Raw genomic sequence first — 12,370 nt, 5'->3', positions numbered from 1 at the left:
ATGTGGGGACGTTTTCAAAGAACACCCAGTATAAATAATGCGATTCGTTCATCAACAAAATTTTCAAAGAACTTTTGAAATAATGTCAATCCAGGGTACATGCTACGTTTTTCAAAAACTTGTTAAATCAACAGAGTCATTAATATGACCACAAACGAAGACAGTAGTCAGAATTCAGAATACATATATGGAAGCGGAATAGTTTTTTATTCTGACTTCTGTCTCCTGACTTCTGAATTCTGGTTGCGGCTTTGCCGCATTAGGCACTTAAGTCTATGAGAATTATTGGGGGGCAGGCGAAGGGAAGACGTATATTTGTGCCAAAGGGTCATATCAGGCCTACATCGGACATGATCAAGGAGGCGCTTTTCAATATACTGCCCCCAATGGAAGGAAAGACGTTTCTTGATCTCTTTGCCGGAACGGGGAGTATTGGCCTGGAGGCGATGAGCAGGGGAGCTGTAAAAGTTGTATTTGTTGAAGTAAATCGCTTTTCGATTGAGACAATCAAAAAAAATTTGAGCGTGTGCGGTTTTAATAATAAGCATGAAATAATATCCGCGTCTGTTAGAGATGGTGTCAAACTGTTGAACAAAAAAAAAGAACAGTTCGATGTCATATTTGCCGATCCACCCTATGAAAGGGGTTTTATAAAGGAAACTTTGTGTTTATTAGGTAGCGGCAGTCTGGTTTCCGAAGACGGCATTATTGTCATCCAGCATTCCTGTAGAGAAGAATCGGACTGGAATGCTGATGAATTTGCTCTAATGGATCAGAAAAGATATAGCGATACAATGGTTTCTTTTTTGAAAATGCACAGCGAGCGAATATAATGGAATTATTCCTTAACATTTCGATGATTCCATGCAGCTTGCTGCAGGGAGATTCAGATTAAACTGCTGAACAAGAGGAAAGGGAATTATGAAAAAGATAGCTGTTTATCCCGGTTCGTTTGATCCTATTACTAACGGACATCTTGACATAATGAGGAGGGGACTCCTGATTATTGATGAACTTATCATTCTGATTTCTTATAATCCTGATAAAGCTTTCCTTTTTTCTGTTGAGGAAAGAATTGATATGATAAAGGCGGTAATAGGTGATAATCCAAGAATCAGGATTGACAGCTTTTCAGGACTTCTTGTTGATTATGTAAAAAAAGAAGGTGCAGATGTTATTTTGAGGGGTTTAAGGGCAGTATCAGATTTTGAATATGAGTTCCAGATGGCTATTATGAACAGGAGACTGGACAGGGAAATAGAGACGGTATTTCTAATGACGGGATATAAGTGGTTTTATGCAAGTTCTAAACTTATAAAAGAGGTGGCAAGCCTCGGAGGCTCTGTGGATGGAGTAGTTCCGGAGATTGTTTGCAAAAAATTACAGGAGAAATATTCAAAATGAAATTGGCATCAAGAGTAGGAAAAGTAAAACCATCACCAACGCTTGCAATTACTGTGAAGGCAAAAGCGTTGCGGGCAGAGGGGAGAGATGTAATAGGTTTCGGCGCCGGTGAACCGGATTTTGATACACCTTCCAATATTAAACAGGCGGCTATAAAGGCAATAGATGAAGGTTTTACCAAGTATACACCTTCAGGTGGTATAGATGAGCTTAAAGATGCCATTATAAATAAGTTTAAGCTCGATAACAAATTGACATACAATAGGTCGCAGATAGTGGTTTCCTGTGGGGCAAAGGATACCCTCTACAACCTTGCGCAGGCCCTTTTCGAAGAGGGGGATGAGGTTATTATACCGTCACCATATTGGGTTTCCTATCCGGACATTGTCATCCTTGCCGGGGCAACGCCGGTAATTCTTGAGACTAAAGAGTCTGACGGTTTTAAAATAAGTCCTGAAAAACTTGAGAAGGCTATTACAAAAAACACAAAAGCCGTCGTATTGAACAGTCCGTCAAACCCGACAGGGGTTGCTTATTTATATAATGAGCTGGAAGCCCTGGCGGAGATAGCCGTAAAGAAGAACATTCTTGTAATATCTGATGATGTATATGAAAAAATCGTTTACGATGGTTTTCGTTTTTATAATATAGCTTCCGTTGGAGAGGAGATAAAAAGGCTTACTCTGGCGGTTAATGCGGTTTCCAAGACTTATGCCATGACAGGATGGAGAATCGGTTATGCCGCCGGTCCTGAAGATATTATTGCCGCCGTTACAAAAATCCAGAGCCAGAACATATCAAATCCCACATCTATTTCCCAGAAAGCGGCAGTGGAAGCCATGCAGGGGAATCAGGATATTGTGGCAGAGATGGTTAAAGAATTTAAAAAGAGAAGAGATTATATTGTTGGAAAATTAAACAGTATTCCCGGTGTCAACTGCATGAACCCCCAGGGCGCTTTTTACGTATTTCCCGATGTATCCTCGTTGTATGGGATGTCTTACGGTGGTAAGAAAATATCCAGTTCCACTGATTTTGCAGAGTATCTTCTGGATGAAGTAGATGTTGCTGTTGTTCCCGGGGTTGCTTTTGGTGATGATAATCACATACGCCTTTCCTATGCCACGTCAATGGATAACATTCAAAAAGGCCTGGAAAGGATAGGCAATGCCGTAGCTAAACTCACGGCTTTGTAAGTTGTAATGGTTCACACTACCTTTCATGGAATAGGGGTTAAATCTTAAGACGGCAAAGCCGCAACCCCAAAAGTGCCTAAAGTTTGAAGTGCCTAAAGTGAGCTAAAGTTAGTGTACACGCCTTCGGCGTGGTCAAATTTGAAACAGGTTGCGCTGAAAGCGCATTTTTTTAACTTTAGGCACTTTAGTTCACTTTACACTTATTTCCTTGACCCCCATATCAATTTTCCCTATATCTCCAAGTTCCAAGTTAAATTATATTCAAGGAGGTTTAAATGAGGATTATACTTTTAGGGGCACCTGGTGCCGGCAAGGGAACTATTGCGAAGCTCCTTTGCGATTTTGACGGATCAATACAGATTTCGACGGGAGATATTCTGCGTGCGGCCGTAAAAGCCGGAACTGAGCTGGGCAAGAAGGCCAAAGGATATATGGACCGTGGAGACCTGGTTCCTGACTCGCTTATCATGGATATAATGGAAGCACGTCTGCAGGAACCTGATTGTGAGAAGGGATTCATTCTCGATGGTTTTCCAAGAACGATCAAACAGGCAGAGGAATTGAGGGATCTTCTCAAAAAATTGGATATCAAACTCGACTTAGTGGTTAACCTGGAGGTGTCGAGGGATGTTGTTTTAGATCGGCTTACGACCCGGAGAACCTGTTCAAATCCGGAATGTCAGGAGATATACAACATAAAAAGCAAACCACCAACTCCTGACGGAAAGTGCGAGAAATGTGGCAGCCCGGTCATCCAGCGGGATGATGAGACCGAAGAAGCGATAATTTATCGACTGGAAACATACGATGAAAAAACAGCGCCTCTTATAGGATTTTATGAAAACGAAGGGGTGCTCGAAAATTTTGCGTCCATAAGCAGTGAAGAGACGGTTGAGGGGATCAAGGAAAGTTTAAAGTCTAAAGTCTAAAGTTTTGATAGAACCCGAAATCCGGAATTTTAAACTTGATGCACTCGTAAAAAGTCGGATTTCGTTCCTCTCTGTCATTCCCGCGTAGGCGGGAATCCAGTTATTGTAAGGTGTTATAGACTCCCGCCTGCGCGGGAGTGACAAGATTTGGACTTTTTGCGAACTTGTCAAACTTAAAACCTGAAACCTGAGACCTGAAACCTGAGACCCGTGTAAACATGGTAAATTACGAAAGAGAACTTAATCCTGAGCAGCTTCGGATTGTTATGGCGAAGAGCGGTCCAATCCTCGTCATTGCAGGGGCCGGTAGCGGGAAGACCCGTGCGCTGACTTACCGGGTGGCAAGGCTGATTGAATCGGGTGTGAGACCTGAACGCATCTTCCTTGCCACCTTCACCAACAAGGCTGCCCGTGAAATGCTCGGAAGAGTTGAGATGCTCACCGGTGTTGACATAGGCAGGTTATGGGGCGGGACATTTCATCACATAGCCAATCTTATATTGAGAAGGAACGGTCATCTTCTCGGTTATAACAGTAACTACTCGATTATGGATAGTGAGGATTCCAGGCAGCTTATAAATACCTGCATATCGGAACTCGGGTTTAGCAATGAGATCGAGAAATTTCCCAAGGGGAATGTTGTGGGGGATATCGTAAGCCTTTCAGTCAATACGGAAGATGAAATTAATCGGGTTATTGCCAAGAAATACCCTTATTTTCGCAACTTAATTAATGAAATTGCCGAAGTTGCCTCCCGATACCGGGACAGGAAAAAAGAATTGAACGTGATGGATTTTGATGATCTCCTTTTGAATTTAAGGAAACTCCTGACCAGCAACTCCCAGGTTTTTGAAGAATATGCGGACAGGTTTTTGCATGTTCTGGTAGATGAATACCAGGACACCAACGTTATACAGGCACAAATCTTAGATCTCCTCGCCTCGCGCCACAGAAATTTGATGGTGGTGGGAGATGATTCCCAGAGCATATATTCCTTCAGGGGGGCAAATTTTGCCAATATTATGGAGTTTCCCGAGAAGTATCCCGATGCAAAAGTGTTTAAGCTTGAAACCAACTACAGGAGCACTCCTGAAATTCTTAATCTGGCCAATATGAGTATAATAAATAATGAAAAACAGTTTCAAAAAGAATTAAGGGCTGTAAGGTCCGGTGGGATCAGACCGATTCTTGTATCTGCAAATAATGTCATACAGCAGGCAAATTTTGTTACCCAGCGTATCCTCGAATTGATATCGGAAGGTATTCCACTGAATGAAATTGCCGTACTTTATCGAGCCCACTATCACTCCATGGAGCTTCAAATGGAGCTGACCAGGAGGGGCATTCCTTTTGAGATCAGGTCGGGTATACGATTTTTCGAGCAGGCTCATATTAAGGATGTTACATCTTTTATGAGAATCATGGTTAATCCCTATGATGTGCTGGCATGGAAGAGGGTGCTCATGCTCTACAAAAATGTCGGTAAAGTTACTGCTGACAGGATATGGAAATTTGTTTCCGCCAATTCAGATCCTTTTTCTGCAGTTGCCTCCGATAATTTCATGAAATGTGCCGCAAAAACGGCAGCCCCAAGTCTCCGGAAATTCAGGATAATGATAGAGAATATCGTTAATTCGCCGAGCAGGGATTCCTCATCGGAAATGATAGACATTATTCTGGAGAGCGGATATCGTGAATACCTTCAGGAAAAATATTCGGATATGGGGTCGAGAGAGGAGGATCTGAATCAATTAGGGAATTTTTCAAAAAAGTTCAGTTCCATGGAGGATTTTTTAAGCGAGCTGGCATTAATGACAAATATAGAGGCTGAAGAGGATAAGACCTATTATCAAGACAGGGATGAAGAGAGGGTTATTCTGAGCACGATTCATCAGGCGAAAGGCCTTGAGTGGTCATCGGTATTTATGATCTGGTGTTCAGACGGGATGATTCCGCTGGCACGGGCACTTAAAGAGGAGGACGGGGAAGAGGAGGAGAGGAGGCTCTTTTATGTGGCGGCTACGAGGGCTAAAGATCAGCTATATTTCTGCTATCCCCTGGTCGATTATGCAAGGGGGGGCACGTGGAACGGCACCTTGAGTCTTTCTCGATTCGTCGAAGAACTGAAACCGTCGACACTCGACACCGCAGACTGCCCTTTTGATCAGTGGGTTCTCTATAACGAGAGCGGTGAATGAGGGATAAGTTAAAATATGGGAATTAAATTACGAGACGTTACTCAAGTTATTAGATCGAAAAATGCGGGGCCCTTTATCCTGACGTTTGATGTGATTTTTAAGGACTTTGAAGTTTATGCAAAAGTAAAAGAAAAACAGCTAATTAACAAGGATCTGATTAAGAAACTCTATAGTGTTTCTGATGATGAGATTCTTGATGTCATCTACTTTGATGATGCGCTTGCCGTGAAGTTCAACATCAAAAGAAAAATACCTTCAGGAAATTTTGGTGACCGGGATATTTACGGGGCACAACAACATGCCCCAATTTTGGATGTGGTGTTGGAATTATGAAAGAGATAAAAATACTTTCCCCGAATGGGATTCTTGGGTATGGCTTCCCTTTGTCATCTTTTGAAGCAGGTTTAAACTTAAAGCCCGATGTTATTGCAGTGGATGGAGGTTCTACCGATCCCGGCCCTTATTACCTTGGAGCGGGTGTTTCTTTTACGACAAGAGAAGAGGTAAGGAGGGACCTTTTATATATATTGAGAGGGGCAAATTCTCTTGATATTCCTGTCCTGATAGGGACTGCAGGAGGTGCGGGAGCTAAGCCTCACGTCGACTGGGTGTTGGATATAGTCGACGAGGTGCAAAGAGAGGAGAGAATCGAGTTTAGAAGAGCGGTTATCTACAGTGACGTTTCCAAGGAACTTCTGTTAAATAAGCTTAACGATGGTAAGGTAAAGCCCCTGTCGGTAGAACCGCCATTGAATGAAAAAATGATTCACGATTCCGAGAGGCTGGTTGCACAGATAGGCGTGGAGCCATTTGTTGAAGCGCTTGAGGCGGGGGCAAATTTAATAATTGCGGGGAGAAGCCTCGATGTTGCCGAATTTGCTGCGTTTCCGATATGGAAAGGTTTTCCGAAGGGACTTGCCATTCACCTGGGTAAAATTCTGGAATGTGGTGCGATTGCCTCCGAGCCGGGAAGCGGAAGGGATTGCCTTTTCGGGATATTGAAAAAAGATCATTTTCTGGTTTTTCCGACAAATCCGGCAAGGCGGTGCACAAAGACTTCGGTTGCTGCTCATAGTCTTTATGAAAAGGAAGATCCGCTAAAGCTATGGGTTACAGACGGTTGTATCGATATCTCTCAGGTGAAATTTGAGGAACTGGATGAAAGGACGGTAAAAGTTTCAGGATCCCGTTTTGTTCCAAAAGACACAATTCATCTTAAATGTGAGGGTGTGCGGTTTGTTGGATTTCGCTTCGTGTGTATTGCCGGAGCAAGAGATCCTTCCTTCATTTCTTCCTTGTTGGAACTTGAGGCACAGGTAAAAAGAGAGGTGAGAGAGAATTTTCCAAATATAAAAGAAGGAAGAGATTATTCAATTCGTTTTGTCAATTATGGGATTGATGGAGTAATGGGCGAACTTGAGCCCCGGAGCAATATTTCTCACGAAGTTGGGATAGTGATGGAAGTTGTAGGAAAAAATAGAGAAACGGCTAAGACCATTCTTGCCTCTGTTCGTTCTACATTATTGCATATCGGGTTTGAGGGGAGAAAATCAACCGCTGGAAATCTTGCGATTCTCTTTTCTCCTTCCGATTTTGACGGTGGTAAGGTTTACGAGTTTTCTGTTAATCATCTAATGGAGGTAGATTCAGAAAAGGAAGTTTACAAATCTTCTTTTATGTAGTCTTTCCCCAAAATGCTCAAATTTGCTCGCAAAAGACTTTTTTTGTCACCCTGAATCATGTCCTGAACTTGTTTCAGGATCATTCAGGGTCTCTAACTTACTGAAATAATTAGATGCTGAAACAAGTGAGATCCTGAAACAAGTTCAGGACGACAAATGGTGCAATTTATGACTTTTTACGAAGTTGTCAAAAATGGCCGGTTCAGTTTTTCCTGCGTTGAGTAAATTAGGGGAAATTGGCTACTTTTCGTGTTTTCTTATAGCATCCTCCACAACACTTTCTACCATCGTTTTTATAGAATTGAGATTTTCCTCGGTGGATGCCTCAAAACGGAGAACCAGTACCGGCTGAGTATTCGATGCCCGTACAAGCCCCCAACCGTCATCAAAGGGGATGCGCACACCATCAGTATCAATTATTTTGTAGTCTTTCTGTAAATACGCTTTTACTTCTTCTACTACTTGGAATTTAATATTATCGGGGCAGTCTACCCTGATTTCAGGGGTGTTAAAGGTTGGGGGAACATCGGATAATAATTCACTGATCTTTTTACCTGTTTTGGAAAGAATTTCGAATAACCGGAGCGAGGCGTAAATGGCGTCATCATAACCGAAGTACCTGTCGGCAAAGAACAGGTGGCCGCTCATCTCTCCTGCCAGCAATGCCTTTTCTTCTTTCATCTTGCCCTTGATAAGAGAATGTCCGGCCTTCCACATAATAGGCCTTCCACCGTGCTTTTCTATGTCATCATATAGTCTTTGAGAGCATTTTACCTCCCCTATTATTGCGGCACCCGGACTCTCCTTAAGAATAAACCTTGAGAAAAGCAGAAGAAGTTCGTCTCCCCAGAGTATTTCCCCCGTGTCGGAGATGACACCGATTCTATCGGCGTCACCATCGTAAGCTATTCCAATATCAGCCCCTTTATCTTTAACAAGTGCGATAATGTCGGTAAGGTTTTCAGGGACGGTAGGATCCGGAAAATGATTGGGAAACGTGCCGTCCATATCACAGTAAATATCGGTTACATTACAGCCGAATCTCTCAAACAGGGGAATGGCAAAAACTCCGCCGACGCCGTTTCCGGCATCCAGCACAACGTTTAACCCCTCCTTTATTTCAACACTTTCGTATAAATAATCCTGGTATGGTTTTGATATGTCTTTTTCCCGTAAAGTTCCCTCTCCGGAGGTGAAGGTTTCCTCTTCTATTATTTTTCTTAATTTTTGTATTTCTTCCCCGTATATTGTATCCGGCCCGATACATATCTTAAATCCGTTAAATTCGGGGGGATTGTGACTTCCGGTTACCATTACACCTCCGTCTGTATTGAGGTGTCTGATGGAGAAATAGAGGATGGGTGTGGCACACAGACCGATATCTATTACATTTATACCTGTGGCCCTGATCCCGCTCGTGATAGCGCCTTGATATTCTTCGGAACTCAGGCGGCAATCCCTTCCGACAGTCATCGTTTTTACACCGTGATTGACCCCGTAAGTTCCGATGGCCCTCCCCAGGTCGTAAACGAAATCAAAATTCAAATCCTTTTCAACGATCCCCCTGACATCATATTCCCTGAAGACCTCTGGATTCATCATTCTGCACCTCGTTTTTTTATTTTCATTACCATATTTGTGTATTTTACGCAACAGAAACGGTCGTTCATAGGTAGTGAAACCCCTAACGGCTGTCAGGGGCTTAAGAGCTGAAACCAAATGCCGCCGGATCTCCGTTCTGTAGAGTGAAACGGTCTGTTGCCGTGCATTAATGTTTGACAGTTCTTAACAGGTATGTTAAGTCTAAGCTAAGCTGATTTTGAATGGGAAATTATTCAAGATTTCATGGTTTCTGATGAAAAATACAGATAATCTTAACTTTTAGAGGTGTTGTTATGACCTGGAAAGATGACGGTAAAAGCCCATGGCAGGGCAGAGGACAGCCTGACCTTAATGTTGTGATAGATAGAATCAAGAATTTAATGTCGTTTAAACTACCGTTTTTGGGACGATATGGTTTAATGCCTGTTTTTGTAGCGACACTATTTTTATTGTGGATGGCATCCGGGATCTACTTTGTCGCTCCTGATGAAATCGGGGTAGTAAAAAGGTTTGGTAAAGCAGATCGTACCACAACACCAGGTCCTCACTATCACTTGCCTGCTCCGATTGAATCGGTGTTGAAACCAAGAGTAACCCAGGTGCAAAGAATAGAGGTAGGTTTCAGGACAATTGGTGATAAACAGCATGGTCGTTACACAACAGTTTCTGCGGAAAGCCTGATGCTCACAAAGGCTGAGAATATAGTAAATATGACCTTTATCGTTCAATATAAGATAAGTGACGCGGTAAAATATCTGTTTAATGTGAGAGAACAGGACAAGACAGTTAAGGATGCGGCTGAAGCGGCGATGAGAGAGGTTGCCGGGAGGAACGCCATCGATGATATTCTTACCGTAGGGAAGTTTCAGGTTCAACAGGATACCAAAAAGATACTTCAGAGAATATTGGACAGTTATGACGCCGGAATACATATAGTGGCCGTTCAGCTTCAGGATGTCCATCCGCCTGATCAGGTTATGGCGGCTTTCAAGGATGTTGCCAGCGCCAAGGAAGATAAGGCCAAGATGATCAACGAGGCTTATGGATACCGTAATGAGATTCTGCCCAAGGCAAAGGGAAAAGCGGCCCAGATTACAAATGACGCCATTGGCTACAAAGAGTCAAGGATCATTTCCGCACAGGGAGATGTAAGCAGGTTTTTGCAGGTTCTTGAGCAATACAGGTTGGCTAAGGATGTTACTAAAAAGAGATTATACATTGAAACGATGGAAGAGATAATGCCTTCAATCAACAAGATCGTCATTGAGGGTAAAATAGGGGGGAATGTATTACCCCATCTTCCATTGAAGAAGGGAAATTTGAAAATCGATAAACAGTAAATCTACCTGCAGAGTATTAATTTTAGATTTTGGGAGGGAGCAATGAAAAAGATAGGAACATTTGGAATGATTACTGCGCTGGTCGCCGTCATGGTAATTTCACTTTCCGTTTATACGGTCGATCAGACAGAACAGGCCATTGTCATCCAGATGGGGAAACCGGTGGGAGAAATTTCGGGGCCGGGACTTCACTTGAAGATACCCTTCATTCAGCGGGTAGTTTACTTTGAGAACAGGATATTGCTATACGATGCACCTCCTGCCGAGATACTCACCAAAGACAAAAAGAATCTCGTGGTTGATAACTATACCAAATGGAAAATTATTGATCCGCTGAAGTTTTATAAGACCGTCAAGGGTGAGATGGGAGCACAGTCGCGGCTTGATGATATTGTCTATGCGCAGCTCAGGGTTGAGCTGGGACAGCATGACCTGGAGGATATCGTTTCGAAAACGAGAGACGAGGTTATGAAAATAGTAAGCGATAAATCTGATGCTCATGCAAGTGGTTACGGGATAAAAGTTGTTGATGTGAGGATCAAGCGTGCAGATCTCCCCGAACAGAACGAAAAACACGTCTTTGACAGGATGAGGGCGGAAAGAGAAAGACAGGCCAAACAGTATCGATCCGAAGGTGAAGAAGAATCTGTGAAGATAACGGCAAAGGCCGATATGGAAAGGACCATAATACTGGCAAAGGCGTACAGAGAGTCTGAAAAAAACAAGGGAGAAGGGGATGCTCAGGCGGTAAAGATATATGCTGACGCCTATAAAAAAGACCCGGGATTCTTTGAATTTACAAGAAGCCTCGAGGCCTATAAAAATACGCTCAAAGAGAACATGACACTGGTAATTTCCCCGGATGTAGAATTTTTCAAGTATCTTAAGTAGTGACGGTTAGCAAGGGTACATCTTTGGTGTTAGCGATAACTCGTTAATATCACAAATATTTGCAGATTTGAGTAGCCTGTGGCCTGTTTCCTTCCAAACACAGAAAATAAGTCCATAAAATGAAGTCCGTGGCAAGATATCTTGACTCTATGATTAGTTTGGTTTGATCAAGGTATATAATGGCTATCTGAACTCAGTTCAGTGAAGAAAATTATTGTTGTCTTCACCTACAAACAAACGGCAGGTAATAATTGGAGCTATCGAAGCTTATCGATAGAAATGCTGAACGGCAACGCTTTAACCGCGGAGGCTATTTGCATGCACACCGCCGTCGGCTGTAAGCGATGTTAGGCGAGTTGCTTTTTCTGCGATTTCCTATGTCCTTAACCGTACGTTTTTTCCAGAATATCCTAATTTGATGGGTGACCCCTCCTTCATCCCTGTCGAATGTTTTACCCAATACTACCACTGTAAAAGAGAGACAAAAATATTTCAGCCCATTGGGGGTCAAATTGTGTTCCTATGTGTTTCTTAATCTCTTCTGCCGCTTTTTCTGGTTTCATTGCAGGACGATAAGGTCTCGCAGACGTCATTGCATCATAAGTGTCCGCAATCGCGATTATTCGTGAAGTATCAGGGATTTCTTCTCCCTTTAGACCATCTGGATATCCGGTCCCGTCGAATCTTTCATGGTGATGTTTTGCCGCCTTCGCCACAAATTTGAGTTCCTCGAAAGGTAGCAATATTGATGGTCTCGTAAAAAGTCAGCCGGCCGATCTTCCGGAAAAACCGGCTGAAAACGTAGATTCGGAAAATATCTTAGCCAGTTTACACAAATGTGTACACAATTGTTCTTTCACATAGAAACATAGACGAGAAACACACCGATATGTCCATTCCTGGATGGGTTTTGGAGAGATTTTTGCATTTCTGACCACTGTTGCCCTGAAGATGTTGATACCAACTGCCTTCAAGGTCGCACAGAAACGCACAGCCTCCATACCCCGGACACGAAGGTTTTTAACACCTGTTTTTCTGTCATACTCAGACATGGTTGCTTCCACCCCTGCCCGCCACCGGTATTTGTCTTTGAATTCATCGGTCTTCTCGTATGCCCTGCGCATGGCA

The 12,370-nt window shown here is 43.0% G+C and carries 12 protein-coding genes; 9 read left to right on the top strand and 3 right to left on the bottom strand.

Going from position 1 to position 12,370, the window contains the following annotated elements:
* The first annotated feature begins 275 nt into the window (after nucleotides 1-275).
* From rsmD to Q7J27_04355, 7 genes are all read left to right on the top strand, one after another.
* Nucleotides 276-833 (top strand): 16S rRNA (guanine(966)-N(2))-methyltransferase RsmD, encoded by a 558-nt coding sequence (gene rsmD / locus Q7J27_04385; GenBank protein ID MDO9528381.1) that lies wholly within the window; start codon nucleotides 276-278, stop codon nucleotides 831-833.
* 88 nt (nucleotides 834-921) lie between these two features.
* Nucleotides 922-1,404, top strand: coding sequence for a pantetheine-phosphate adenylyltransferase (coaD, locus tag Q7J27_04380; protein ID MDO9528380.1), 483 nt, complete (start codon nucleotides 922-924; stop codon nucleotides 1,402-1,404).
* Nucleotides 1,401-2,600 carry a pyridoxal phosphate-dependent aminotransferase gene (locus Q7J27_04375; protein MDO9528379.1) on the top strand — a complete coding sequence of 400 codons (1,200 nt, stop codon included), beginning with the start codon at nucleotides 1,401-1,403 and terminating at the stop codon, nucleotides 2,598-2,600. The genes coaD and Q7J27_04375 overlap by 4 nt, the downstream gene beginning before the upstream one ends.
* A gap of 275 nt (nucleotides 2,601-2,875) precedes the next feature.
* Nucleotides 2,876-3,529: an adenylate kinase gene (locus tag Q7J27_04370; GenBank protein MDO9528378.1), complete on the top strand. Its 654-nt coding sequence runs from the start codon at nucleotides 2,876-2,878 to the stop codon at nucleotides 3,527-3,529.
* Between the two features lie 218 nt (nucleotides 3,530-3,747).
* A complete protein-coding gene (locus tag Q7J27_04365) occupies nucleotides 3,748-5,727 on the top strand; it encodes an ATP-dependent helicase (GenBank protein ID MDO9528377.1) in 1,980 nt (659 codons plus the stop codon).
* 15 nt (nucleotides 5,728-5,742) lie between these two features.
* Nucleotides 5,743-6,060: a DUF4387 domain-containing protein gene (locus tag Q7J27_04360; GenBank protein MDO9528376.1), complete on the top strand. Its 318-nt coding sequence runs from the start codon at nucleotides 5,743-5,745 to the stop codon at nucleotides 6,058-6,060.
* On the top strand, nucleotides 6,057-7,409 hold the full coding sequence (locus Q7J27_04355; GenBank protein ID MDO9528375.1) for an acyclic terpene utilization AtuA family protein: 1,353 nt from the start codon (nucleotides 6,057-6,059) through the stop codon (nucleotides 7,407-7,409). Before Q7J27_04360 ends, Q7J27_04355 begins: the two co-directional genes overlap by 4 nt.
* 240 nt (nucleotides 7,410-7,649) lie before the next feature.
* Here Q7J27_04355 and Q7J27_04350 read toward each other — a convergent pair whose 3' ends face one another.
* Complete coding sequence (locus tag Q7J27_04350) at nucleotides 7,650-9,011, bottom strand: phosphomannomutase/phosphoglucomutase (GenBank protein ID MDO9528374.1); 1,362 nt, start codon at nucleotides 9,009-9,011, stop codon at nucleotides 7,650-7,652.
* A 293-nt stretch (nucleotides 9,012-9,304) separates the two neighbouring features.
* On the opposite strand from Q7J27_04350, the gene hflK reads away from it, so the two are divergent.
* Both hflK and hflC read left to right on the top strand, forming a co-directional pair.
* Nucleotides 9,305-10,351, top strand: coding sequence for an FtsH protease activity modulator HflK (hflK, locus tag Q7J27_04345; protein MDO9528373.1), 1,047 nt, complete (start codon nucleotides 9,305-9,307; stop codon nucleotides 10,349-10,351).
* Nucleotides 10,352-10,393: 42 nt separating this feature from the next.
* Nucleotides 10,394-11,242, top strand: coding sequence for a protease modulator HflC (gene hflC / locus Q7J27_04340; GenBank protein ID MDO9528372.1), 849 nt, complete (start codon nucleotides 10,394-10,396; stop codon nucleotides 11,240-11,242).
* Nucleotides 11,243-11,694: 452 nt separating this feature from the next.
* On the opposite strand, the gene Q7J27_04335 is transcribed toward hflC, so the two are convergent.
* Complete coding sequence (locus Q7J27_04335) at nucleotides 11,695-11,985, bottom strand: HD domain-containing phosphohydrolase (protein ID MDO9528371.1); 291 nt, start codon at nucleotides 11,983-11,985, stop codon at nucleotides 11,695-11,697.
* Between the two features lie 21 nt (nucleotides 11,986-12,006).
* Nucleotides 12,007-12,370: transposase (locus Q7J27_04330; protein MDO9528370.1), on the bottom strand; the 364-nt coding region annotated here is incomplete at its 5' end.

Source organism: Syntrophales bacterium (assembly GCA_030655775.1).
GTDB lineage: Bacteria > Desulfobacterota > Syntrophia > Syntrophales > JADFWA01 > JAUSPI01.
Note: the sequence above shows the minus strand (reverse complement) of the source record. Positions and strands in the feature narration are given on the sequence as shown.

What these genes read in the sequence shown, in the direction of transcription:
- Q7J27_04365 (MDO9528377.1), top strand. Translation starts at nt 3,748, where the DNA reads ATGGTAAATTACGAAAGAGAACTTAATCCTGAGCAGCTTCGGATTGTT.
- hflK (MDO9528373.1), top strand. Translation starts at nt 9,305, where the DNA reads ATGACCTGGAAAGATGACGGTAAAAGCCCATGGCAGGGCAGAGGACAG.
- Q7J27_04360 (MDO9528376.1), top strand. Translation starts at nt 5,743, where the DNA reads ATGGGAATTAAATTACGAGACGTTACTCAAGTTATTAGATCGAAAAAT.
- Q7J27_04370 (MDO9528378.1), top strand. Translation starts at nt 2,876, where the DNA reads ATGAGGATTATACTTTTAGGGGCACCTGGTGCCGGCAAGGGAACTATT.
- Q7J27_04375 (MDO9528379.1), top strand. Translation starts at nt 1,401, where the DNA reads ATGAAATTGGCATCAAGAGTAGGAAAAGTAAAACCATCACCAACGCTT.
- coaD (MDO9528380.1), top strand. Translation starts at nt 922, where the DNA reads ATGAAAAAGATAGCTGTTTATCCCGGTTCGTTTGATCCTATTACTAAC.
- Q7J27_04355 (MDO9528375.1), top strand. Translation starts at nt 6,057, where the DNA reads ATGAAAGAGATAAAAATACTTTCCCCGAATGGGATTCTTGGGTATGGC.
- rsmD (MDO9528381.1), top strand. Translation starts at nt 276, where the DNA reads ATGAGAATTATTGGGGGGCAGGCGAAGGGAAGACGTATATTTGTGCCA.
- hflC (MDO9528372.1), top strand. Translation starts at nt 10,394, where the DNA reads ATGAAAAAGATAGGAACATTTGGAATGATTACTGCGCTGGTCGCCGTC.
- Q7J27_04350 (MDO9528374.1), bottom strand. Translation starts at nt 9,011, where the DNA reads ATGATGAATCCAGAGGTCTTCAGGGAATATGATGTCAGGGGGATCGTT.